17 protein-coding genes and 2 pseudogenes are annotated in these 24,648 nt (G+C 67.8%); 11 read left to right on the top strand and 8 right to left on the bottom strand.

Translation table 11 applies throughout. The annotated features are described in order from the left end of the window. Nucleotides 1-182 (bottom strand): transposase family protein (locus ACWD5O_RS33995; RefSeq protein ID WP_450087807.1); only part of this gene is annotated, 182 nt, incomplete at its 3' end. 250 nt (nt 183-432) lie between these two features. Here ACWD5O_RS33995 and ACWD5O_RS33990 point away from each other — a divergent pair. The 9 genes and pseudogenes from ACWD5O_RS33990 (at nt 433) to ACWD5O_RS33950 (ending at nt 11,197) form a co-directional block, all read left to right on the top strand. Continuing rightward, the gene (locus ACWD5O_RS33990) at nt 433-921 is read left to right on the top strand and encodes a flavoprotein (protein ID WP_450087809.1); all 489 of its coding nucleotides are present in this window, start codon (nt 433-435) and stop codon (nt 919-921) included. Nucleotides 922-1,113: 192 nt separating this feature from the next. Further along, nucleotides 1,114-2,220: an IS630 family transposase gene (locus ACWD5O_RS33985; RefSeq protein ID WP_450087806.1), complete on the top strand. Its 1,107-nt coding sequence runs from the start codon at nt 1,114-1,116 to the stop codon at nt 2,218-2,220. 14 nt (nt 2,221-2,234) lie between these two features. Then, nucleotides 2,235-2,539: pseudogene (locus ACWD5O_RS33980) on the top strand (transposase); the annotation flags it as partial. A gap of 445 nt (nt 2,540-2,984) precedes the next feature. Then, nucleotides 2,985-3,647, top strand: coding sequence for an ABC transporter permease (locus ACWD5O_RS33975; RefSeq protein ID WP_450087805.1), 663 nt, complete (start codon nt 2,985-2,987; stop codon nt 3,645-3,647). Then, nucleotides 3,647-4,843, top strand: coding sequence for a betaine/proline/choline family ABC transporter ATP-binding protein (locus ACWD5O_RS33970; protein WP_450087804.1), 1,197 nt, complete (start codon nt 3,647-3,649; stop codon nt 4,841-4,843). Before ACWD5O_RS33975 ends, ACWD5O_RS33970 begins: the two co-directional genes overlap by 1 nt. A gap of 112 nt (nt 4,844-4,955) precedes the next feature. Further along, nucleotides 4,956-5,645, top strand: a complete 690-nt coding sequence (locus tag ACWD5O_RS33965; RefSeq protein ID WP_354968582.1) for an ABC transporter permease — start codon at nt 4,956-4,958, stop codon at nt 5,643-5,645. Nucleotides 5,646-5,698: 53 nt separating this feature from the next. Then, nucleotides 5,699-6,661, top strand: coding sequence for a glycine betaine ABC transporter substrate-binding protein (locus ACWD5O_RS33960; RefSeq protein WP_450087803.1), 963 nt, complete (start codon nt 5,699-5,701; stop codon nt 6,659-6,661). An 814-nt stretch (nt 6,662-7,475) separates the two neighbouring features. After that, nucleotides 7,476-10,412 (top strand): CHAT domain-containing protein, encoded by a 2,937-nt coding sequence (locus tag ACWD5O_RS33955; protein WP_450087802.1) that lies wholly within the window; start codon nt 7,476-7,478, stop codon nt 10,410-10,412. Between the two features lie 224 nt (nt 10,413-10,636). Continuing rightward, nucleotides 10,637-11,197: a hypothetical protein gene (locus tag ACWD5O_RS33950; RefSeq protein ID WP_354968579.1), complete on the top strand. Its 561-nt coding sequence runs from the start codon at nt 10,637-10,639 to the stop codon at nt 11,195-11,197. 165 nt (nt 11,198-11,362) lie between these two features. On the opposite strand, the gene ACWD5O_RS33945 is transcribed toward ACWD5O_RS33950, so the two are convergent. Beyond that, entirely contained in the window at nt 11,363-13,891 is a 2,529-nt protein-coding gene (locus ACWD5O_RS33945; RefSeq protein ID WP_450087801.1) for a LamG-like jellyroll fold domain-containing protein, read from the bottom strand. Between the two features lie 291 nt (nt 13,892-14,182). Next, a complete protein-coding gene (locus ACWD5O_RS33940; protein WP_450087808.1) occupies nt 14,183-15,232 on the bottom strand; it encodes an LD-carboxypeptidase in 1,050 nt (349 codons plus the stop codon). 492 nt (nt 15,233-15,724) lie between these two features. Between ACWD5O_RS33940 and ACWD5O_RS33935 the strand changes: the two genes are divergently transcribed. Next, nucleotides 15,725-17,620, top strand: a complete 1,896-nt coding sequence (locus tag ACWD5O_RS33935) for a M14 family metallopeptidase (protein ID WP_450087800.1) — start codon at nt 15,725-15,727, stop codon at nt 17,618-17,620. Nucleotides 17,621-17,863: 243 nt separating this feature from the next. Here the strand turns inward: ACWD5O_RS33935 and ACWD5O_RS33930 are convergent, their stop codons facing one another. The 4 genes from ACWD5O_RS33930 to ACWD5O_RS33915 form a co-directional block, all read right to left on the bottom strand. After that, nucleotides 17,864-20,452, bottom strand: a complete 2,589-nt coding sequence (locus ACWD5O_RS33930; protein WP_450087799.1) for a M14 family zinc carboxypeptidase — start codon at nt 20,450-20,452, stop codon at nt 17,864-17,866. A gap of 190 nt (nt 20,453-20,642) precedes the next feature. Beyond that, on the bottom strand, nt 20,643-22,283 hold the full coding sequence (locus ACWD5O_RS33925; RefSeq protein WP_450087798.1) for an amidase: 1,641 nt from the start codon (nt 22,281-22,283) through the stop codon (nt 20,643-20,645). Beyond that, complete coding sequence (locus tag ACWD5O_RS33920; protein ID WP_109818861.1) at nt 22,280-22,582, bottom strand: hypothetical protein; 303 nt, start codon at nt 22,580-22,582, stop codon at nt 22,280-22,282. Before ACWD5O_RS33920 ends, ACWD5O_RS33925 begins: the two co-directional genes overlap by 4 nt. A gap of 224 nt (nt 22,583-22,806) precedes the next feature. Continuing rightward, nucleotides 22,807-22,941, bottom strand: coding sequence for a hypothetical protein (locus ACWD5O_RS33915; RefSeq protein ID WP_450005636.1), 135 nt, complete (start codon nt 22,939-22,941; stop codon nt 22,807-22,809). Between the two features lie 162 nt (nt 22,942-23,103). Between ACWD5O_RS33915 and ACWD5O_RS33910 the strand changes: the two are divergent. Beyond that, nucleotides 23,104-23,265 (top strand): annotated as a pseudogene (locus ACWD5O_RS33910) (IS6 family transposase); the annotation flags it as partial. Between the two features lie 35 nt (nt 23,266-23,300). Here the strand turns inward: ACWD5O_RS33910 and ACWD5O_RS33905 are convergent. Then, the gene (locus ACWD5O_RS33905) at nt 23,301-24,053 is read right to left on the bottom strand and encodes an MBL fold metallo-hydrolase (protein WP_387330486.1); all 753 of its coding nucleotides are present in this window, start codon (nt 24,051-24,053) and stop codon (nt 23,301-23,303) included. Nucleotides 24,054-24,648 lie beyond the last annotated feature (595 nt).

Below are 24,648 nucleotides of genomic sequence, written 5' to 3'. Positions count from 1 at the left end.
GCGGTGTCGTCGGGCAGGTCCGCAACCCACTCCCCGATCGCAGCATATGAGCGATAGCCGGCCACGACGGCGCACACCGCCGCCGCGACGACGACTGTCAGCCGGTGTCGTACGCCGCGGCGGGCGCGCGGATCGGGCACGCCCGCCAAGGCGGCGGGCAGCCCGGCTACCGCGTCCTGCACGGATGCCCCGGCCGGTGCGGTCGACAGTGATGAGATCAGCGATGATGGCAACGCGGGCATGGCTCACTTCGGATAGATCGACAAGGCGTAGAGAACCTCGATGATCTTCTGAACTGGTCATGCCCGTCCTGCTGCCCGCAGCGAAGGCGCGTCTACACCAACCATCCCAAGCCGGACACCCGTCACGACTTTGCCGGGACCCTGCGCTGCCGGGCCCGCCGCAGACGTGACACAACTGGTCACCACCGCGATGGAGCAGTCGTGGACAACGGCGGTCACCGCCACCCCCAGCAGCCTCGACTTCATCGACGCCGAAGCGATAGAGCGGCTAACCGGGAACCCGGTCCGCTCCACCTACCGGTCGTTCCCAAGCACACGCCGATCTCTCCCCGCGGCGGACGCGCTCATCATCGCCCCCGCCACCTACAACTCCGTCAACAAGATCGCCCTCGGCATCGCCGACAACTATGCGATGACGACGATCGCCGAACTGATCGGCCGGCATGTGCCCACCGTGGTCGTCCCATTCGTCAACGCCGCACTGGCCGCCCGCGCACCCTTCCAACGTGCCGTGGCGAGCCTCCGCGATGAGCGCGTCCGGATCCTTCTCGGCACCGACGACGGATGGGAGCCACACCCGCCCGGCAGCGGCAACAGTCGCCAGAAGGCCTTCCCGTGGACGACGGCGTTCGACGCGGCAGCCCGGCTGGCTGGCAAGGGCGCCGGCCGGCAGCACTGACAGCAACCGGCTCCACAGTGCATCTGCCTCGGCAGCATGAACGACCAGGCCCCGAGGTCGGTCAGCTGCCGGACGATGCCGTCCCGGCATCCTCCACACCTTTTCATTGGGCCAGCCAGAGCCTTAATTGCTGGTGCGCCGCTAGTGTCCTGAGTCGGTGATTAGCTGCTGAATTCGGGTAGGCTTCGTGGTATGCCGCGAACAGGGCGCCCGAAGGCCGAGCTGGTTTTGTCCGATGTGGAGTGTCAGACTCTGATGTCCTGGTCTCGTCGGGCGAAGACCGCGCAGGCGTTGGCATTGCGGGCGCGGATCGTGTTGGCGTGTGCGGAAGGCGCGACGAACAAGGACGTTGCTGCGGCGTTGGGGGTGTGGCCGCAGACGGTGAACAAGTGGCGGGCCCGCTTCGTGCGTGACCGGCTGGAGGGTTTGGCGGACGAGCCTCGTCCGGGCGCTGCCCGCAAGATCACTGATGAGCAGGTCGAGGCGGTGATCGTGAAGACTCTGGAAGAGGCACCGATCAACAACGACACACACTGGTCAACTCGGTCGATGGCCAAGGTCGTGGGGTTGAACCAGACGGCGGTCTCTCGGATCTGGCGGGCGTTCGGCCTCAAGCCGCATCTGGTGGACACGTGGAAGCTGTCCAAGGATCCGCAGTTCATCGAGAAGGTCCGTGACGTGGTCGGGTTGTACCTCGACCCGCCGGACAAGGCCATGGTCCTCGCGGTCGACGAGAAGTCGCAGATGCAGGCGTTGGACCGTAGCGCGCCGGTCCTGCCGATGATGCCGGGTGTGCCCGGCCGGCAAACCCACGACTATGTCCGGTACGGCACCACCAGCCTCTTCGCCGCCCTGGATGTGGCCACCGGCAAGGTGATCGGCCAGCACCAGCGCCGCCACCGGCATCAGGAGTTCCTGCGATTCCTCAAGACCATCGACGCGAACACCCCGCCCGAGCTGGACCTGCATCTGATCTGCGACAACTACGCCACCCACAAGACCCCCGCGATCAAGACCTGGCTCGCCGCGCACCCCCGCTTCCACCTGCACTTCACCCCCACCTCGGGCAGCTGGCTCAACCTCGTCGAACGCTGGTTCGCCGAACTGACCCGCCGCAAGCTACGCCGCAGCAGCCACCGCAGCGTCAAAGACCTCGAAACCGACGTCAACACCTGGATCGCTGCCTGGAACGAAGACCCGAAGCCCTTCGTCTGGACCAAGACCGCAGACGAGATTCTCGACAGCCTCGCCAACTACTGCACCCGACTTAACCAACTAACCAACGACTCAGGACACTAGGGACTCGAACCCCTCAAGTCGTGCGGATCCGCCGCAGACGCCGCCGGCTGGGCACGAAGAAGTGGACCACCGAGGTCGTCTACGCGATCACCGGCCTACCCACCCACCATGCCCGACCCGAAGAAATCGCCGCTTGGGCCCGCGAACACTGGACCATCGAGAACAACGTGCACTGGATCCGCGACGTGACCTTCGCCGAAGACGCCAGTCAGGTCCGCTCCCAGAACACCCCGCCGTCATGGCCGCCCTGCACGACATCATCCGCAGCACGTTCCACCTCACCGGCTGGGCGAACACCGCCAGCGCCCGCCGCGCCCACGCCACCCCCAAATGCCGCCCTCACCCTCCACGGCATCCCATGATCAACCGGACATTCCCGGAACACTCCGGGGCCTTGGCCGCGCTGCACCTGACCCATTTCGAATACAAATACCTACCGCGAAGTCGCTGAGATTACTTCATTGGATGTCCGATTTTCTCGTTGGCTCGGAGTGTTCGACCAACTCGATCTCGCCCTACTCGAATGCGTGGATTGGCCTACCGGCGACGTATCACACGAGGTCCGACGGCGAACGTCACCCGTCGAGCATGAACTCATCGCCACACCGAAAAACCCCAGACGGCAATTGGTGTGGCCGCTTCAAGAGCGTCCGCTGCCGTGCGGCGACCCGGGCAACTTTCACCGGTTACGTGGCCGGCAACCCGGCCACTGGTCAGGGGGGCCTCGTCAAACATGAAAATCCATCGGTTAAACTCGCTCGTCAATGACCTTCCTCGACTACATCTCCGGCGTGCCCGCGTATCTGGAACGAGAGTGGTCTGACCTACTCGAGCTGACCTTCGAGCACTTGCTTGTGGTGCTCGTCACAATCGTGTTGGCGACTGTGATCGCGCTCGGGTTGGGCCTGGCAACTTATCGCAATCGGAACGGAGCCAGAGCCGTACTCACGGTGACCGGCACGCTCCTGACCGTCCCGTCGTTCGCCCTGTTCGGACTGTTCATACCGATTTTCGGTCTCGGGGCCGTGCCCACGGTCGTCGCATTGGTGCTGTACTCACTGCTTCCCATCGCGCGCAACACGATCACTGGGCTGCGTTCGGTCGATCCAGCTATTGTCGAATCGGCGCAGGGCATGGGGCTCTCCCGCCGCCAACGGCTGCTCCGCATCGAGCTACCGCTCGCCTGGCCGGTCATCATGACCGGCGTACGCGTGTCGACCCTGATGATCGTTGGGATCGCCGCCATCGCGGCCATCGTCAACGGGCCCGGCCTCGGTGGTCCGATCTTCCAGGGGCTCTCGGCGATCGGCACCCAGCGCGGCTTCAACCTTGCCTTCAGCGGAACCCTCTTCGTGGCGATGCTGGCGCTGCTGCTGGACGGCGTCCTCGGAATGATCTCCAAGTTGACGACATCGAAGGGGCTGTGATGCCTGAGCATAAACAAGGGACCGTTACGGCGGCGTCCATCCGCCTCGAGTCGTTGACCAAGCGCTATCCGGGTCAGGCCGAGTCGGCCGTGGACAACATCACCATGGACATACCGGCAGGCGAGATCGTGGTTCTGGTCGGACCCTCTGGTTGCGGCAAGACCACCAGCCTGAAGATGATCAACCGGATCATCGAGCCGACCTCCGGACGCATCTTCATCGACGGCGAGGACGTGACCCACGTCAACGCTGATCAACTACGCCGCCGGATCGGCTACGTCATCCAACAGATCGGCCTGTTCCCGCACATGACGATCGCCGAGAACATCGGCATGGTGCCCGGGCTGCTCGGGTGGAGCCGGGCCCGGATCTCCGAGCGTGTCGACGAACTGCTGGATCTGGTGGGCATGGAACCGTCGGCCTACCGTGCGCGGTACCCGAAGGAACTCTCAGGCGGCCAGCGCCAACGGGTCGGGGTCGCCCGGGCGATGAGCGCCGACCCTCCGGTGCTGCTGATGGACGAGCCGTTCGGCGCCATCGACCCGATCACCCGCGAGCGTCTCCAGAACGAGTTCCTCCGCCTGCAGAGCAACATTCGGAAGACCATCGTCTTCGTCACCCACGACATCGACGAGGCGATCAAGCTCGGCGACCGGATCGCGATCCTCAGGAAGGGGTCGAAGATCGCCCAGTACGACACGCCCGAAGCGATCCTGACGGCTCCGGCCGACGACTTCGTCGCGGACTTCATCGGCTCGGGGGCATCGCTCAAGCGCCTGAGCCTCAGCCGCGTCCGAGACGTGGAGCTCAACCAGTGGGCAGTCGGCCGGCTCGACGACGATCGGGCACACCTGCGCCAGGCGCTCACCGACAGCGATCACGGGTCGCTGCTGTTGCTCGACGAGAACCAGCGGCCGGTTCGCTGGGTCACCGGGCATGACCTGACACGGTCGGGTGAATCCCTCGACCGGGTGGGGCTTCCCGCGGCGGCCACCGTGGAGCCGCACGCCACGCTGCACGACGCGCTCAACGAGATGGTCACCTCGCGGGTCGGGTGCGCGATCGTCGTCGACGACCAGCGGCGGTACCAGGGCATCGTCGACATGCGCACAGTGATGCGCGCCATCGACGAGATGCGGGAGAGTTCCCGGGCCCGGGACCGGGACACGGCAGCCCAGCCCGCGGAGGCCGGTTAAGGTGGCCATCCCAGCATTCGGCGCCAGGACCCGCGAGGTCGCGCGCGACGCCGACGACCTACTCAGCGAGCTCGGCGGACCGTCCCGGTTCTGGCGGCGGTTGGGCACTCCGGTGCTCCTCGCCGCCGTCTGCGTCGCCCTGTACCTCTACGTGCGGAACCAGGAGCTCGACAGAATCTCCCAGGCGAGCCTCAACGCCGACACGATTCGCGAGAAGCTGATCGAGCATGTGGAGCTCACCTTCGTCTCCACCCTGATCGTCGTCCTCCTGGCGGTGCCGTTGGGGGTGCTCCTGACCCGGTCAGCGGTCCGCAGGTTCTCCCCGGTAGTGCTCGCCGTCGCCAACATCGGTCAGGCGATACCGTCGATCGGGGTTCTGGTGTTGATGGCGATCACCGTCGGCATCGGCTTTGGCCAGGCTGTCTATGCGCTGGTCATCTACGCCGCGCTGCCGGTCCTCCGTAACACCATCGTCGGCCTGAACCAGGTCGATCGCGCGCTCGTCGAGGCGGGCCGGGGAATGGGCCTGAGCGGCTGGCAGGTGCTTCGCCGCATCGAGCTACCGCTGAGCGTGCCGGTCCTGCTCGCCGGCATCCGTACGGCACTCATCATCAACGTCGGCACCGCCACCCTGGCGACCTTCGTCGGTGCCGGCGGCCTCGGCTTCCTTATCGACCAGGGGATCCGCTTCGATCGGATGCCCGTTCTCATCACCGGAAGTGTCCTCACCGCAGTTCTGGCGCTGCTCCTTGACTGGGTGGCCGGAATTGTCGAGGAGGCTCTGCGCCCGAAGGGGCTATGACCTCCGCGGCTTCGTCCTGAGTCGCTGACTATCAGAGGAGGAACATGAGGAACATGAACAAGCGAGGCCGTTGGCCGCTGCTCACCGGCGCACTGGCGCTGGTGATGCTCGTCGCCGCGTGCGGCAGCGACGGCAACGACGATGTCGCGGGCAGCGGAAGCATCGGGGAGAAGTTCGACCTCGGCGGCGCCACAGTCACCGTCGGCTCCAAGGAGTTCACCGAGCAACTCATCCTCGGAAACCTGACCAAGCTCGCACTCACCGCCGCAGGCGCCAAGGTGGAAGACCAGATCGGATTGCAGGGCAGTACGACCGTCCGCGCCGCGCTGACCTCCGGCGAGATCGACCTGTACTGGGAGTATCTCGGTACCGGCTGGGTCACCTACCTGAAGAACGAGAAGGGCATCCCCGGAGGCCAGGCGCAGTTCGAAGCAGTCCGGGACGCCGACGCCGCCAACGGTGTCACCTGGCTCGACCCGGCCCCGTTCAACGACACCTACGCGATCGCAGCGAGCAGCGAGACCGCCGAGCGGCTCGGCGTCGCCTCGATCTCCGACGTCGCCTCACTGGTCGCAAGCAACCCCGCGGACGCGACCTTCTGCGTCGGCGGCGAGTTCTCCACCCGGCCCGACGGCCTGCCCGGCCTGGAGAAGGCGTACGGCTTCAAGGTCGCACCGGACAACGTCTCCAACGTGCAGGACGCCCTCGTGTACAACCAGGTCGACAAGGGCGAGTGTGCCTTCGGCTCGATCACCTCCACCGACGGTCGGGTGGGTAGTCTCGGTCTCACCGTGTTGACCGACGACAAGCAGTTCTTCCCGCCCTTCAACGGTTCCGTGAACGTCCGCAGTGAGGTGCTCGACGAGCACCCCGAGATCAAGGACATCTTCGCTCCGATCGCAGCGGCCCTCGACGACGCCACGATGGTCGGGCTCAACGCGAAGGTCGACGTGGACGGTGAGGAACCGGCGGATGTCGCCAAGACCTGGTTGACGGAGAACGGCTACATCGGCTGACGACCCTGCCACACGGCACCAACGTCGGGCCACTGTGTCACCGCCTAGGGGTTCGATCCCCTTCGGACGCACAGACAATCAAGGCCGTGACCCGCGCAACCGCGGGTCACGGCCTTGGTCGCTTCTGCCGCTTGCTGCCCGCGCGACGCCCCTGCCCGTCAGAACTCCTCGTACACTGCCGGGTCCTGATCCCTGAGACGACCATAGGGCGGCCCAGCGCCGTGATGGCTCGACCTCGGCGTCGGTGAGCTTGATGCCAAAGATGTCGAGGTCCTCCTGCTGCCGCCCGGGTGAGGCTTCCTTAGGCAGCGGAACCACCTGACGGGCCACGTGCCAGGGAGGATGGCCTGCGCCGGGGTGATATGTCCGCGGTGCCGGAGCACCCGTCGAGCACCCGTCATGCCGTCGTGCGGAACGGCAGGCGACCATTCAGGAGCCCAGCCACATAGCTACGTCGAGGCCGATCGGCCGGCCCCGCTCGCCGATTCGTCCCAACCACTCCGGCGTACGTAAGCAATCGGTAACGCAACGATGCCCGACCGTTCGGCCGGTGCTTCCGCAGGTTGTAGGAAATCACGCCGGAGCAGAGCAGGACCAGCACGGCCAGCAAGATGGCGAGGAGCACCATTCCGGCCTGGTCGTCGGCGGTCGACCCGGGCTCGGACCGGTTTTGGGCCGCTCTTGAGTGCTCGGATGCGGGAGCACTTCGGACCGGACCTGGACAGCCGCCGATACCGTGCCATCTATGGGTGATTTGAGAGCGGACTTCGCCGAATGTGGCGCGTTCTTTCGAGACACCAGCCTGCCGAGCGCTGTGCTGGCCAAGTACCGGCCCGGCTTGTTTCTTCGTGAGCCGACGTTCTGCGACGCCTCGGGGCGACCGGGTGGCTTCGTCGCCCCGCATCGCTATGTGATTTTCTCCGCCAATGCGCGGACGCTTCCGCTGATGCCGCCCGGGTGGGGCCTGTGTCTGTGGCCGAGGGACCGGCTGTTCAAGATTGTCGACAGGGTGACCGACGGCGTCCGTACTCAGATCACCCTGCTGGAGGTCCCGGACCGCCACGTCGCGGTGTTCTCCGGCGAGGAGCCCAACGGCATCGAGACCGCGTACGCCGCGCATGGTCGGGAGCTGTTCGAACAGCTTCGGTTAGCAGGTGTGGTGCCCGAGTTGGACACCGACCGGTGGCGGGAGCGGCTGGTGTACCCGGTGGGGGTCGACGACGAGGCTGGCTACTTCCCGCTCTACAAGCCGGCGGAGTACACCGACGGCGCGCCCCTTACTCAAATGGCGCAGGCGGTTCAGTATCAGGCGCAACGTCTCCTAGAGGCCGGCGCGTTCGGCGACGCGCAGGCGCAGCTGCGTTCGAGCGTCGAGCCGTTGCAGCCGTTCGCGTCCCGGCTGCCTGAGGCGCTGACGGGTCTGCTGGCGGTGCGCGCGGAGCTGCACGCGCAGGTGGGCGACGGCAACGCGGCGGAGGCTGACCTGCACGAGGCGTTCAGGTTGTGCAAGCAGCTCAACGAGGATCGGCTACCGGTGGCTGCCATCCTGTCCCGCCTTGGCCACCTCTATCAGAGTGCCGGCGAGCTCGACGCCGCGGAGAAGCACTACCTGCACGCGCTGGCGATCAAACGACGGGTTGCTGGCGATCGCAGCGCGGAGGTGGTCCCGGCGCTCGTGTCTGTCGCCGTCCTGCACGAGCAGCGCGGCCAGTACGCGCGGGCGCAGGAGCTGCTCGATGACGCACGCTCCATCACGCGGGAACTCGGTCGGGACGACGACCCGGTAATGCTGAACAACCTCGCACGGCTGCAGCAGGCGCACGGCCGATACGACGACGCGTGGGAAAACTATCGGGCAGCGCTGGCGGCAACCCGGCCGTCCGCGATTGGGGGGCACCAGCACACCGCGCTGCTGGGCAATCTGGCCGAGCTGCACGCGGCGCGCGGCGACGCGGAAAAGGCCCTTCGGCTGCTGACCGAGGTACTCGACCGGCAGCGGGAGATGTTCGCCGAGCTTGGCGCCTACGGCTCACAGGAACAGCATGTGCAACTACTGAGGGCGTCGCGGGCCCGCGTCGCGCAGTACGTCGCGCTGGTGATGTCGCGGTTCACGAGCTCACCGGCGCATGTCCGCCGGCTGGCGGACCTGGTGGTGGACCACAAGGGTCTGGGCATTGACTCGTTCGCGCGGCGGCGTGAGGCGGCCGCTGCGGATCCTGATCTGCGGGCGCGACTGGATCGGTTGGCCCAACTACGCGGGTGGGTTGCCGAGCAGCAGCTCGCCGGCCCCGGCCAGAGTAACCAGGCGGGCTTCCACGAGGGGCTACGTCGGGCTCGCCAGGAGTGTGAGGCGTTGGAGGCGGAACTGGCGCGGAACCTGCCTGGCTTCGATACGGGCCGCCTTGGCCGGCGGGTGGACAGTGCGATGGTGGCGCGGGTGACGCCGGCCGGCGCAGCGTCGGTGGAGCTGCTGCGGTACGGCGACTTCGACTTCGAAGCCGTTCGGAGCCGGGGCGAGCAGCAGTGGCGGGCGGCACGGTACCTCGCTGTCGTCCTGCTGCCCGAGCGGCCCGATGAGCCGGTCCTGGTCGATCTCGGGGTGGCCGCGGCAGTGGACGAACTTGTCGCGGCCGTGAGGGCCCAGGCCACCGGCCGGCGCGACCAACCCGCTGGGGCGCGGCAGCCGATCACCCCGCAGGCTGCGCCCCGGGATGCGTCGCAGCGCCTCCGGACCGTCGTGTTCGACCCGTTGCGCGCCGCGGTCGGCGACACCCGCCGGTTGTTGATCGCACCGGACGGCGACCTGCTGCGGCTGCCGTTCGAGATGCTGGCGACCATAGACGGCCGGCAGGTGATCGACGATTACACCATCTCCTACCTCACCGCGACGCGGGACCTGCTCCGGCTTGCCGCACCGGCCCGGCTCGCGTCAACGCCGCCGCTGGTGGTGGCGGGCCCCGACTACGACCTCGGTTCGGCCGTCGCCCTGGGTAAGCCGCTGGCGCTGCTGCCAGCCGCCGTCGAGGAGGGCGAACGCATCGGCAGGCTGCTGGGTGTACGCCCCAGACTCGCCGGTGAGGCAACAAAGACGGCGATCCGAGATGCTCACGCACCGGTGGTCCTGCACATCGCTACGCACGGTTTCGCCCTCAAGCGCCAACCGCCACTGGCGCCGCACGAGGTCACCGTCGGCATGACCACCCGCCTGGCCGACCCGGATCAGATGTCGCTCGTGCTCAACGGTGTCCTCGCAACTCCGGGCCCATTCGTGGCCGCCGACGACGACTTCGCCCGCATGGCCGGGAGCCGGTTGGCGAACCCGCTGTTGCGTTCCGCGCTCGCGACGGCCGGCGCGAACACGTGGTTGGGCGGCGGCGAGCCACCGGACGGAGCCGGCAACGGCATCCTCACGGCGTTGGAGGTGACCGGCCTGGATTTGGACGGCACCGAGCTTGTGGTGTTGTCCGCGTGCGACACCGGCCTGGGCGAGGTGGAACCCGGCGAAGGTGTGTTCGGTCTACGCCGCTGTTTCGTGCTGGCCGGCGCCCGCACCCTCGTGATGAGTCTGTGGAAGGTCCCGGACGAGCAGACGGCGCAGCTCATGGCGGACTTCTATCAGCTTCTGCGCGCTGGGCTGCCGCGCGCTGAAGCGCTGCGCCAGGCACAGTTGCGCACCCGCGAGCGGCACCCCGATCCCCGTTACTGGGCGGCGTTCGTCTGCCAGGGTGACGACGGTAGCCTGTCTATATAGAAGCCTCACCCGTACCGGAGCTGGAGCCTGAGCGTTGACCGACCGCGGCGCATTCCCGATCGACGACTTCTGCCCCGAGTGTGAGCTCACCCATGGCCGCCACGAGACGTGGTGCTCCGCCCACTACGCAGGGGACGCCGGCATGCCGACCGAGGACGGCTGGGGTGCTGCGGTGCCGGTGCGCACCGATGAGTCGCCTGCCGACACCGAGTAGGCCCACCACCATGTCGAACGGACCACGCTGGCTGGTGCGCTACCCCCTGGGCACGACCGACGCATTCCGGTCCATGGGCACCGTCGCCGCGCCGCTGCTGGCCGGTTTCGCCCTCGCCACGCTCGCGGTGCTGCTCACCAGCGATGTGAAGGTGCGCCTTGCCGGGCCTGCCACGTTCGCGCTCGCCCTCGCCGCGGCCATGTTCGTTTTCTGTGTGCAGTTCACCGTCGCTGGGCTGCTGTATTCCGCCTCGCCCGCCGAACGCTCCGACTGGCAACCCGCCGCCAACGATTCGGACGTCGCGGAGCGGATGCGGCGGGTGCAGCGCAGGGACTACTTCCTGCAGGGAAGGTATCTTTTCCGCGCCCGGCTGACCTACGACGTGGGAATCGTTAGCCTGCTTGCTGCGCTCCTGGCCTTAGTCACCCCCCACGACTGGCTGTCTTGGCGGGGCGCCGCGTTCGCGGTGGTCGCGGCAGCCTTGGCGGTCGAGTTCGTCTGGGTGATCGCCGGCCGCACCCGCCACGCACCTGGCTGGCTTCTTCCCTCCTACCGTCACACCCGCCAGTAGCATTTTCTGCGATCGGAGACGGCCTCACCGGGTGATCGGTTCGAGGCGTACCCGATCCGCAGATCGCCGTCGGCGGCGGCGTCCTCGTCGGGATGGTCTTTCCGCCCGTTCGCCGGCACGGGCCGGGAGGGGGCGTCGTCGCCCCCTCCCGGGAAACCCGCGGTGCTACTTTCCCGACTCGTAGAGCGCCGTCACCTCGGCGGCGCTCAGCGCGCGGTCGTAGACGTGCACCTGGTCGATCGTGCCGTCGAAGTAGTCGACGGGGTTGCCGCCGAACTTGCCGCGGCCGATGACCAGGGGCCCGGTGGAACCGTCGCCGAGGCAGGCGCTCGCCTGCCCGGCGAGTTGCCCGTCGACGTAGAGGCGCAGCTGGCCCGTCGCCGCGTCCCGGACACCGACGAGGTGGTACCACTGCCCGGCGACCGGGGTGGTCGGCGCGAGGGCCCGCACCCCGGCGAAGCTCATCGCGAACCGCCGGTCAGCGCCCGAGTACTGCAGGTAGAAGGCGCTGTTCGAGGCGCCGTCCTGGCTCACCACCGTCTGGAAGGCGCCACCCGCGCTGTCGAGCCGCACCCACGCCGAGGCCGAGTAGCTGGCGGTGGTGTCGAGGATGGTCCTGCCGGTGTCGACGTACTGGTTGCTGCCGTTGAGCAGCAGGCCCGAACCCGTCTTGCCGGCCGTCCAGGTGGGCCCGGCGACCAGCCGGCCGTCATTGTTGCCCGCCTCGTCGTTGGCCGTGTCGCCGGCGTTCTCGTCCAGCGGCCAGTAGCCGACTCCGGTGAGGCCGGGCGTGCCGGGCGGCGGCGGAGGAACGTTCGCGCCGGTACCGTCGGCCGAGCGGATGACCGCCTCGTTCACCGCGCGCACCTGGTCGAAGTCCATCTTTTCGACGCGGCGGTCGTAGGTGAAGAAGCCGTTGACCTCGTGCTCGACGTCGGTGATTTGGGTGTAGACGCCGGCCGAGACCCCGCAGGTGTTCGCTATGCGCAGCAGGTCGCGCTGGTTCTCCACGTACCGTCGGGTCAGCGTTTCGGAGTCCGGCGCCATCCAGTACGCGCCGCCCTCGCCGAACCACATGTGACCGTCGACCTCGAGGCCCATTCCGCCGTGCTCTCCGTCGACGGCCACCCGGTCGGCGGTGGGCAGTGGCGACGCCGGACCGAGGTACTGGTGGTGGTCGATGATGTCCCCGCGTCCGGAGTCACCGAGGGAGTTGCAGCAGTTCACGCCGCTGTGCGCGTTGACGAGCCGGGTCGGGTCCTGCTGCTTCACCGAGTCGGCGATGCGGCCGGTGGCGCTCCGGTCCCACTCACCCCAGCCCTCGTTGAACGGCACCCACACCAGGATCGACGGATGGGCGGCGTGTTCCCGGATCATCTCGCCGAGCTCGGATTCCCACTGCCGCTGCCAGTCGACCGTCGGGCGGCCGGGCTTCGTCGCGGGCATGTCCTGCCACACCATCAGCCCCAGCCGGTCCGCCCAGTAGTACCAGCGGCTGGGCTCGACCTTGATGTGCTTGCGGACGGTGTTGAAGCCGAGCACCTTGTGCTGCTCCAGGTCGAAGCGCAACGCCTCGTCCGTCGGTGCGGTGTTCAGCCCGTCGGGCCAGAAGCCCTGGTCGAGGGTGGACATGTGGAACAGGATCTTGCCGTTCAACGTCATGCGGAGCTTGCCGTCGGCGCCCTTCGCCTTGCCGATCTCGCGCATCCCGAAGTAGGAGCCGACCTCGTCGACCCGCTTGCGGCCGTCGAACAGGCGTACCCGGAGGTTGTAGAGGAAGGGCGAGTCGGGTGACCACAGCTTGGGCTTGGCGATGGGTATCGTCAGGTCGGTCCCGGCTGGACCGGAGACGCGGGCGACGGCCTTGCGTCCGTCGTACGCCACGGCCTCGACGGTGAGGCCCTCGGCCCCGGATGTGGGGTTCGCGCGCAACCGCAGGGACTTGTCGTCCAGGTCGGGCGTCAGGTTCAGCGAGTCGATGGCGCCCGTGGCCGAGACGGGCTCCATCCAGACCGTCTGCCAGATGCCGGAACTGCCCTGGTAGAAGATGCCCCGGTCGCCGACCCGGCGCTGCTTGCCGATCGGCTGGAACGTCGCGTCGGTCAGGTCCTCGGCCCAGACGATCAGCTCCTGCTGCCCGCCGGGCCGCAGTGCGTCGGTGACATCGGCGTCGAAGCCGTCGTAGCCGCCCCGGTGCGTCGCCACCTGGTGGCCGTTGACCCACACCTTTGAGTCGTAGTCGACCGCGCCGAAGTGCAGCACCAGGCGCTGGCCCCGGCCGACCTGCCACTGCTTGGGCACGGTGAAGGTCCGGCGGTACCACATCCGGTCCTCGTGCCGTTGGATGCCGGAGAGGGCCGATTCGATGGGGTAGGGCACCAACACCCGCTCGGCCAACTGCTCGCCGACCGGCGGAGCCTCGCCGGCGGCCGCACCGGCGAACTCCCACACGCCGTTGAGGTTCTGCCAGCGGGACCGGGTCAGCTGCGGCCGCGGATATTCGGGCAGCGCGTTGGTGGGTGAGACGTCGTCCGTCCACGGCGTGGAGAGCGGCGGTGTTCCCTTCGTCCAACCGGTGTCGGCGTCGGGTTGGGGCGCGGCGGTCGCGGCGGTCGGCGCTGTGGTCGCGACCAGGACGGCCGCGGTGGCGAAGGCGAGGAATGGCCAGCGTCGGCTGGAGGCGCGTCGGGTCATGCGGTCGGCCCTTCGGGAGTGCGGACGGGGGGCGGCGACTGCCCGTGGTGCGCTCCGAGGGTGGGCGGTCGGGTCACTGGTCGATGTTCCCGGGGCGGGACGTGCCCGCTGCCGGATCCCACCACGCGCAGGTCACGGCTGAACACATTCCAACGTTGTTCCGACAGTGATGTCAATAGATATCGACAAGACTGAGCCGATTCGGCCACCACCGAACACGCTCGAACAGCGGGCAACCCTGGCGCTGACGGGTCGGGCGGGGAACTCGGCCGCCGGGCTCATTGGAGGGTCCTATCGATAGTCGGCGAAAATTCGACGTTGCACGCCATCAACGGTGATGGCTCCACCGTGGGGTAGGATCCATTGCGGTCGGGTGTGGCCGAAGGGGATGCCGGCGCAGACCACTGCCTCCGGGTTGTAGTGGGCCACGACGTCGACGACCGTGTCGCGCTGCTGCTTGCGTAGCCGTGCCCGATCTGCGGCAGCGGGCCGGCGGGTGTGGTCGGAGACCGGCGGACGGGCGAGCAGGACCGCGTCGACGGCGCTGAGGATGCCGCGTTCACCGAGTGAGCGGACGATGAAGCTGACATCGCGCGCGGGGAGGAGTTCTTCCGACGTCTCGATGATCAGCACCCCGCCTTGCAGAATCTCCGGGGGAAATGGGAAGCGTCCCGCCGTCAGGATCCACTGGATGACTTCCAGGCAGCCGCCCCAGGTGGTGCCGGTGACCGCGCGGCGCGGCCCGTACCAGCTCCACGGCTCCGTCGGTTCGCGTTCTCCGAAGGATTCCAACGCTTGCGGATTGGCCCAATCGATTCCGACATCTTCGGATTCGCCCGGATCGGTGATCTCCAGCCGCTGCCCGGTGAGTAGCGCCGCTCGCAGCGACCGGGCGTGGATGTCGTCTACGGCAGGCCCGGGGCCAAGGTGCACCTGGGAGGATCCGCCGTAATAGCTGGCGATGCCAAGACCCCAGAGCCAGTGGTGCACGTTGGTGTTGTCGCTGGTGCCCAGGAACGGCTTCGGATCGGCTCGGGCGAGGTCGGCGTCCAGATGCGGGATGACCGTGATCTGGTCCTCGCCTCCGACGACGGCGAGAATGCCGCGCACCTCGGGATCCGCGAAGGCGGCGTTGATGTCCGCCGCGCGCGCCGCCGCGGTCGCACCTACCTTGCGGGTGGTTGGGTATTCGACCGGAACGAGGCCGGTCACGTCAGCAAGCCGTCGCATGGCCTGCTCGTGGACTTCGGGATAGGCCCCTGCTGCAGCGAAGGACGGCGATAGGACTGCGATGTGGTCCCCTGGGCGTGCCTTGCGAGGACGAACAAGATCATGCTTCATGGCGAGGTCCAACAGGTGCGCCAGTCCGTGCGCATCCCATTTGGGGCGGGTCACCGCGTTGGCCTGGATTTACCGTCGCTGTGTTGCCCGGGCGTCAACGGGCGAGCCGTACCGGGTGCCACCTTCAACCGGACGAGTGCCGACCCGGTGCCAACTCGCCCCGGACGGTGCCTCACCGTGGACGGGACAGCCGCCGTCACGCTGCCCCGATGCCGCCGGAGGTAAGGAGCCAACGGCATGTAGGCATTTACATCTATGTGCCGGCCGATTACGGTGATCCCAACTCGAGTACCCAGTGGGTTGCAACCCTCACAGAACGTAGCTGCCCCTGCCTACGCGCGGGCAAGCCCCACGTGACACGGGAGATTTGCCTTGGGTTCCGACGTTCGACAGCCCTCATCCGGTCAGTCACCAGCCTCCTCTGACTCCGCCGCCGCTCAGCGGTCGCTGGGGAGAGAGCACCTCCGCCGACGCCCGCGCCCGCTCTTGATGGTGGCGGCCCTGGCAGCGGGGGCCCTCGTCCTCGGCGCCACGCCCCTCTGGGGGTCGGACCGCGCGGACCTCCTCGACGGCGCGGCCCTCTCCTCGACCCCCACCTACACCGTCGGCCTGCAGCCGCCGCAGGATCCGGGGCCGTTCCCCGGCAGCGTGACCCCCACGTCCCCCACCATCACCATCGCCGGCCAACGAGACGGCGAAAGCACGTTCAAGGTCGTCAAGTACGACCACGTGCAGCCGAAGAACCCCGGCCAGATGGACTTCGACCACTACCACACCGGCATCGAGATCCAATGGTGGCTGCGCAAGTGGGCACACGAACGTCCCGACATCGTCGACCTGCACATCGTCGGGGAGAGCTTCAGCGGCCAGCCGATCTACCAGGTGACCATCACGGACAAGTCCACCGGCGCGGACACCGACAAGCCGGCGGCCTACTTCGAGGGAAACCGGCACTCCGGCGAGGTCTCGTCGGCCGAGAGCTCGCTGTGGCTGGCGCACCACCTCATCACGCAGGCCGGCCGCGACCAGAAGGTCGACAAGCTGCTCGACGAGAAGACCGTGTACATCCGTCCGGTCAACAACCCGGACGGGCACGACATGTACCTGTACACCGCCCAGACCAACCGGTCGACGGTGCGGCCGTACGACAACGACGGGGACGGCAAGCGCGACGAGGATCCGGGTGAGGACCTCAACGGTGACGGGTACCTGAGCCAGATGCGCCAGTACGTCGGCGCCGGCAAGGGGACGCACGTCGTCGACGAGCGGGACCCGGCCAGGAACGCCATGCTCAACGTCGGCGCGGGCAAGGGCGACTACCTGATGTTCTCCGAGGGTACGGACAACGACGGCGACGGTCGCTACGACGAGGACGGTGTCGGCGGCCTCGACCTGCACCGCAACTACCCGTACAACTGGCACGTCATGCCGGAGGACGACGCCACCGACCGGAACCTGACCCAGGGCGGCGCCGGCGAGTACCCGTTGTCCGAGCCGGAGACCCGGCACGTCTACACCTGGCTGATGTCGCACACCAACATCGGCGCCGTCAACAGCATGGACACCCGGGTGCCCATGCATCTGCGGGGGCCCTCGACCTGCGACCCCGTCGAGTGCATGTACTCGACCGACCGCAAGCTCTACGAGCACTTCGACAAGGCGGGGGTCTCGTTCACCGGCTATCGGCATGCCGGCAGCGTCTACATCGACTACGCCACCCGCAACGGTGGCCAGCCGACGCCGCTGTTCGGGCACGGCCCCGACTTCGGCTACTTCCAGTACGGCGCCATCTGGTACGGCGACGAGATCTGGAACGGTGGTGACTTCACCGACTACGACAAGGACGGCAGGTACGCCGACTGGGAGCGGTCGCGGTGGTGCGCCGAGAACGGGCGGACGACCTGCTTCCTGCCGTGGACGAAGGTGGAGCACCCGAAGCTGGGGGCGGTCGAGATCGGTGGCATCAACCCGAAGTTCTGGTCGCAGAACCCTTCGGCCGATCTGATCGGCGGGTGGGCCACCAACCAGGCACGGTTCAACCTGTATCTGACCGAGTCCCTGCCGCAGGTCGACCTCAGCGACGTGAAGGTCAAGAAGCTCAAGGGCGCTCAGGGTGACGGAGCGACGCACGAGATCACGGCTTCGGTCCGGAACACCGGCCGCATCCCGACCGCTCTCGAGCAGGCGAAGGAAATCAAGATCGTCGCTCCGGACACCGTGAAGGTGGAGGGCGCGCGCGCCGTCGGAACCGCACCCCAGTTCTATCTGGACGGGGGCGACCGGCAGAAGGTCCGCCTGCGGGTCGTCAAGGTTGCCACCGACACCATCACGGTGCAGGCTGTCAGCGTCCGGGGAGGCCTGGACTCCGCGTCGGCGCGGCTGAACTGATCGCTCGAGAGGTCCCCGTCCCGCAGTGTGGGGCGGGGACCTCGCCATGTCGGCTCTCCGAAGGCGGCGACGAGAGGATCCGGTCGGTCTTCTGTGAGTCGATGAGGAGCGCAGCCGCGCGGTGGACGACTTCGGTGCACTGGGCTGCTCGGCAGGGACTGATCGTGGACGCGCGACGATCGTCCTACGCGCGTGTGGTGGCCGAGCGCAGGAGTGCGCTCGGCCACCACGACCCACGTCAGATCAGCGCTGACCCCCCAGGTACATCGCGTTGAACAGCAGCCGGTAGGTGCCGTGCGACTGGGCCCGGTGCTGCGGCTTGAAGCCGATCATCACCACCTGGCCGTCGCCCACCTTCGCAGTCACCACGGCCGCCTTGCCGCCGATGACGTCCTCGCCGAGGAGGAAGCCGCTCTTGAGCAGCTTGGTCTTCGGCCAGGTGGCCGCCACCGTGACACCCTCGGCGCCCTCGTCGACCTCGAACGCCGGGCCGTTGGCGACGAACGCCGACGCGTTCGGGCCGAACCCGGCGGCGACCGGGTCACTGGCGTCGAGGTTGAGGTTCAGCACCGACCCCGGGATGTTGTAGGTGGTCTCCGGTACCCCTTCGGTGACGTCCTTGACCGGTACGCCGAACGCCTTGATCGGCAGTTGGGCGGCCTTGTTCAGGGTCACCACCGTGCCGCCCGCCTCGACGAACGCCTTCAGGTTGGCCACACCCGCATCGGTCATTCCGCCGGTGTACTGCGGCGGCAGCGAGCCGGCCGCCCGGCCGTTGCGCATCGAGTTGTAGGTGGCGTCGGGCAGCACGATCGTGTCGAACTTCGCCCGCAGGTCACCGGCCCGGACCGACGCGTTCGTCAGCTTCTCGTACTGGAAGCCGAACTGGTCCAGGATCAGCCGGGTCCAACCCTCGTCGTAGTTGTTGAAGCCGTCGTACAGTCCGATCCGAGGCGCGACGAGTTCGGTCACCTTCGCCGGCTTCGCGTCCACCGCGGCGATGCTGAGCCCGAACTGGGTGGCGAGCCGCGTCACCCGCGCGTCGGTGCCCGGACGCGGTGTGACCAGGAACGTGCCAGCCGGCAGCTTGCCAGTGCGGGTGGTCACCTCAGCGCTGCTGTGGAAGACCTTGTCCCCCGCCGCGAGCAGGGCGTTCACGGCTGCCGAGCTGTCGTTGACCCGGGGGTCCAGGGCGTACGCGTACTTCGGCGCACCGGCCACCGCGCCGGTCGGCACCGTCGGCCAGTCGACCGCGACGGTCTCGGCCCGCACGGCCTGATCGAGCTTGTTGACGGTGACGCCCATCTGGAACGAGAGCGTGTATCCGGTGATGTCGTACGGCGGCTCGAGCGGGCCGCCGGGGTAGAGCCGGCGATCCGGGTAGACCTGCGGGTTGAGCAGGTCCAGCACCGCCGCCCGGTACGGCTGCGCCTCCCGGACGAGGTAGCTGCCGGCCGGGTACCTGCGGTCGCCCACCGTGAACGGCTTCACCGCGCGCTCGACCCGGATGTTGTTCCAGCGCAGCTTGTCCACCAGCTTCGTGGCGGTTGGGAAGTCCGCCTGATCCGCGGGGATCACGTAGGTGGTCGAGGCGCCGTTGCGCCCCCCGTCCCGGGCCATCTGCGCCGCGCCGTAGAGCAGGGCCTCGCGGTCGTCACTGGCCACGCGCAGCATCGCCCACGAGGCGGTCTTGATGTAGTCGCAGCTCTGCGACAGGTGCCACTCGCCGCCCTTCCAGGGGCTCGGGTAGAAGACCGAGGGCTCGCTGGTGGAGGTGCCGTCCGCGAAGGTCTTCGGGAAGGTCGCCGGGTCGTAGACCCGCGGCGTCGCCGAGGCGTGCGCGGTCTCGGTCAGGATGCCGATCTGGTTGTGGTAGTACGGCGCGGTCCGGGCGCCGCCGTTCCACCAGATGTCGTACGACTGGCGGGCCAGCGCGCCGCCCTTGCCCTCGCGTTCCAGCCGCTGGCCCATCGCGTCACCGACGATGTTGACGCCCCGGACCACCTGGGGGTGGATGTTCGGGTTCAGCGGGTCCTCGTACGGCGGGATGCTGATCCGGGCGGGGAAGACCGCGGTCTGGTGGACGTTGTGCATGACCTGCGGGATCCACTCGTGGAACAGTTGGCGCCCGACGTTCTGCGTCTCCTGCAGGTTGAACATGTACCAGTCACGGTTGTTGTCGTGTCCGGCGTACTTCTGGTACAGCTCGGGATAGCCGGCGTCCTGGTAGGGCCCGCCCAGGTTCTGCCGGTACCACTCGGCGACCTTCGTTCCGCCGTCCGGGTTCACGTTCGGCACCAGCAGGGTGATGAGGTTGTCCCGGATCTCTCGCGCCTCGGACGTCTCGCTGGTCACCAGGTCGTACGCGAACTGCGGGGCGGTCTGGTGCCCGGCCACCTCGGTGGAGTGGATGCCGAAGTCGACCCAGGCGATGGCCTTGCCGCCCTTCGCCAGCGCCCGCGCCTCCGGCTCGGAGAGCGAGTCGCCCTGCGAGAGGCGTACCGAGGTTTCCCGGTAGCGCTTGAGGTTCGCGTCCTTGAGGTTCTTCTCCGACGAGACGATGGCCATCAGCTGCGGCCGTCCCTCGCTGGTCTTGCCGATCTCCACCAGCTTCATCCGGTCGCTGGCCTTGTCGAGCTTGCGGTAGTAGTCGGCGATCTGCTCGTAGGTGGCCAGCTTGTAGTCGGTACACGGCGTCCAGCCGATCACCGACTCCGGCTTCGGTACCCGGTTCGAGGCGGTAGCGGTGGTCGCCGACGTCAACGCCGGCGTACCGAGCAGAGCCAGCGCGCATACGACCGGCAGCGCCGTCCGAGACAGTCTTCGTTTCACCTGATACCCCTTCGCAGTACAGGACGGAAAAGGGTCCGGCAGGGGCGGCCGCGCCAACTCGGATGGCTTGATTCAACAGGCTTCGATCGATGTCTGGAGCGCTCAGGGTGGCAATTGAGGAAATCTTGAGCCTCGCCACCCGCAATGAGGAAAAACGAACGGCGGGCATCGACTGCCCGCCGTTCGCACGTTACTGGCTGAGCTCGGCGACCTCCTCAGCCGTCAGGCGGAGCACTTGGGCCGGAGCCGCACCACGCGCGCCGGCGTCGGTCGGCGGGTCGGCCGGCCGCCGCAGATGCCAGTCCGTCACCGCCTGGTAGGCGGCCACCACCGACAACAGCCGGTCCTCGGCGTACGGGAGGCCGCCCAGGATGGTGCCGATCGGCAGCCCGGCGGCGGTGGCCCCGATCGGGAAGGCGATCTCGGGCAGGCCCAGGATGTCGAAGGGCACCGGGTCGGTCTGCACCACCACGTCGCAGCCGTCGAAGAGCTCGTTGAGCACCCGGTCCAGCAGCAGCAGCTTGGCCCGCTGAGTGGTGATGAACTCGTTGCCACCCAGCAGCGCTCCCTGCAGCCAGCTGGTCACCGACACCCCGAAGCCGCGCAGGTCGGTGCGCAGGTAGGGCATGAACGGCTCGGTGCGCTCGGGCAGCCGGGCGTTGTTGAAGTTGCTGCCGGTCAACAGGCTCCACTCGTCCGGCAGCGGCACGTCCACCAGAGTGGCGCCAGGGATCGCGGCGAGCTGCGCCAGGTACGCCGCACGGGCCAGTGCGGTGGGCGAGGTGCCGTTGGCGAAGCCCGGCAGCACCCCGATCCGGGTGTTCCAGCGCAGCTTGACGCGGCGGCGGTGATAGACCGGGCTGGCCGCGTCGATCAGGTCGGGCACCTGGGGCAGGCCCTGGCTGCGCGGGTCCATGGAGTCCTCGCCGGCCATCGCGGTCAGCATGATCGCGGCGTCCTTGGCGTCCCGAGCCAGCGGTCCCGGATGGTCGCGGGTGTAGGTGAGCGGGATGATGCCGGCCGCCGAGACCCGGCCCATGGTCGGCTTGAGGCCGGTCAGGTTCTGCGCGTTGGACGGGGCAGTGATCGAGCCGCCGGTCTGCGTGCCGATGCCGGAGGTTGCCATCCGGCCGGCGACCGCGGTGGCGGTGCCGGTGGACGACCCACCCGGGTCGATGCCGCGGTTGGTCGGCGCCCAGGCGTTCACCGTGGTGATCACACCGGCTGGCGTGGTGGCGCGGGTGGTCGCCAGCGGGCCCATCTGGGTCTTGCCGAGCACGATCGCACCGCTTGCCTTCAGCCGGGCCACCGCGGTCGCGTCGTACGGCGGCACGAAGTCCTGGAACAGGAAGGAGTTGGCGGTGGTGGGGACTCCTTCGGTGTAGTAGTTGTCCTTGATGGCCAACGGGATGCCGTGCAGCACGCCCTCTCGGGGCCGGCGTGCGGCAGCTCTCGCCGCCGCGATGGCGGCGTCGGCGAGCACCAGGTTGAACGCCTGGTAGCTGCCGTCGTACCGGGAGATGCGGGCCAGGTACGCCTCGACCAACTGCTCCGGGGTGAGGCTGCCGGCGCGGATGAGCCAGGCTGCCTCGGCGATGGTCAGCTCGGTCGGCTCGGCCAGTGCCGCCGGCCGGGGCTCGGTGTAGGCGTTGGGCTGGTCCAGTGGCCGTCTCCTCGTTCCCGGCCCGGTGTTGGTGGACAGGCTGCTGCTCGCCAGCGCCACCGAGGGCAGTCCGACGGTGGCGCCCACGGCTGAGGCGGTGGCCAGCGCGGCAGCGCGGGCCAGAAATGCCCGGCGGTCGACCGTACGATCGAACGGTTCGGACGTCATGCCTTCCGCCATTCCGTGCTGTTGGAGGGGTAAAGGACCGGCACGTGCTGCTGCGACAGCGCGTTCGCGACCTCGGGATCGGTGCCAACGGGTGCGGGTAGCTGGTATGCGGCGAGCGTCGCCACGGTGCCCCGCACGAAGGAGCGCAGGGAGGCGAGCACGGAGTCCCGGCCGGGCGAGCCGGTCTCGGGGTCGGGGGTGGTCCCGGGCGGAAGTTGGTCGAGGTCGATGCCGAGCGCGGCGAGCCGGGCGCGGATCAGAACGTTCAGCTCAGCGTCCGTCGGCGGAGTAGGTGCCATGACACTCCCAGGGATGTCGTGTGATCCGGTCGAGGTGGACTGACCGTAGGCCGGGCGCCATTCGCGACAGCCCGCTGTGGGCACAAGTTGCGCAACATTTGAGTTTGCCGATCACCAGCGCCCAGCATCGTGATCCGCGTGCTCGTTCCGGTGGCCGCGCACGGCAGCCCGTCACCGGCCCGCAAGGGCCGGTGACGGGGTCGGTGAGCGTACGGGGTGGACCGTCAGCGGGACGTGTCGGCGAGCCGCTTGTTGTAGACGTCGAACGCCACGGCGACGAGCAGGACGAGCCCCTTCACCACCGACTGCATCGACTGGTCGACGCCCATCAGCTGCATGCCGTTGCTCATCACCGCCATGACGAGGCGGCTCCGTTGCGTTGAGCGTTGCCAAGATCGAGGCAGACTTGAGCAGTGAAGTCATCGACCCGACCCGTTGCTGCCTCCGAAGTCGGCGTTCGCCGGGTTCCGGTTCCCGCCGGAGGTGATCCTCGTCGCGGTCCGCTGGTATCTGCGCTTCACCGGTTAAGACCGATGCGCGGACTACGAACGGACAAGACAGCGCAGGTGATCATCGCCGGACACGCGTTCATGCAGAACCTCCGCCAAGGACACTACGAACTCGCCATCGACACCCCGCCGACCATGAAAGTCGCCGCCGCGTTCACCGAATTCGCCCAAGCGCAACGAACACCCGGGCACGCCGTGACGAGGGGCGGTCAGCGATCTGGTGTCCCGAGTATGACGGTGAGGTCTTCTTCGGCCGCCAGCACAGCACCCTCGAACTCCAGCTGCGCGGCGGCCACTGCGACTGCCCGGTCATTGCCTGGCCAAAAGTGGGTGAGCATCAGTCGGCGGGCGCCCGCCCTGCGAGCCCAGTGACCGGCCTCGGTGGAGGTCATTAGATTGCGTGTGGGTCGGTTGGTCTCGCCGTCGCGGTCGGTGGCCTCGACGATGAACAAGTCGGCGTCGCGGCCGAGTTTGGCCAGCACGGGGGTCGGGCCGGTGTCTCCAGAGTAGGCCAACGCTATCCCGTCAGCTTGTATGCGGATGCCTGCGTTTGACACGTAGTGCGGGAGTGACAGTCCGGTCAGGTCGAACGGCCCCACCCGGTAGTTGCCGGGCAGCGGATGCATGTCGAAGACTGCGTGTAAGTCGACGTCCGGCTCCAGGCCGCTGATCCGGTCGAGCACGCCTGGCGGGCAGTACAACGGCAGCCGTGGTCCATCGAAGTCACCGTAGAACCGCATCCGGAACAGCCCGTGCAGGTCGATGCAGTGATCGGGGTGCTCATGGGTGATGACGACAGCGTCCACTGCACCATCTGGCCAGTGCCCGAGCAGCCGCGGCAGCGTGGCGTAGCCAAGGTCAAGCACCAAGCGGTAGCCGTCCCAGTCCACGGCGAACCCGCTACAGGCACGGCCGGGCTCGGGAAAGGCACCAGAACTGCCAAGCACGGTGACCTGTCGCATCCGCACAGGATGCCAGACCGCCAGCTATTTATCCGGCCTGGGCCTTCGAGAGTGGAGTGGATGACAGGCGCCGAATCCGCACTGTCAGTTCGGAAGGTGCGGATCCTCGTCGGTTCGGGCCAACGCCCAACTGAGTCCCCGCCGCTAGCCTCGATCTCGCGGTGACCACCGAACGTTCTCTGACACTTGAAACACCGCTGAGGCCACCAGTACGCCGGAGGCCTACTAAGCCAAAGCTGGCCCTATGTTTACGCCATCCCTTTCCAAGGTGAGCCCCGATGCGTAAACGTGAGACCGGCCCACATTGCGATGCCGACTTGTCAGACGGGGCGGCAATCCCCACGACGACCGTGGCCTGTTCTGGCGGTGTCCCGAATGCTGTGGCTGCTGGCATCGCTGGTCCGAAGGCGACGCGCGCCGCGCTAACAGAGCGCCACTTTCGATGCAGAGGGATCGTGCCCAGATGATCTTCACCCTGAAGCACTGGAGAGACGGGTTACCTAAGGGATGTCTCGTAACTGGGTGAAGGCGTTGCCCGGCACCGGGCCGGTGGTCAGCCGGTGAGGATGATGTTGTGGAGGTTGGCGATGCCGGA

Source organism: Micromonospora sp. NPDC005161 (genome assembly GCF_053599855.1).
Note: the sequence above shows the minus strand (reverse complement) of the source record. Positions and strands in the feature narration are given on the sequence as shown.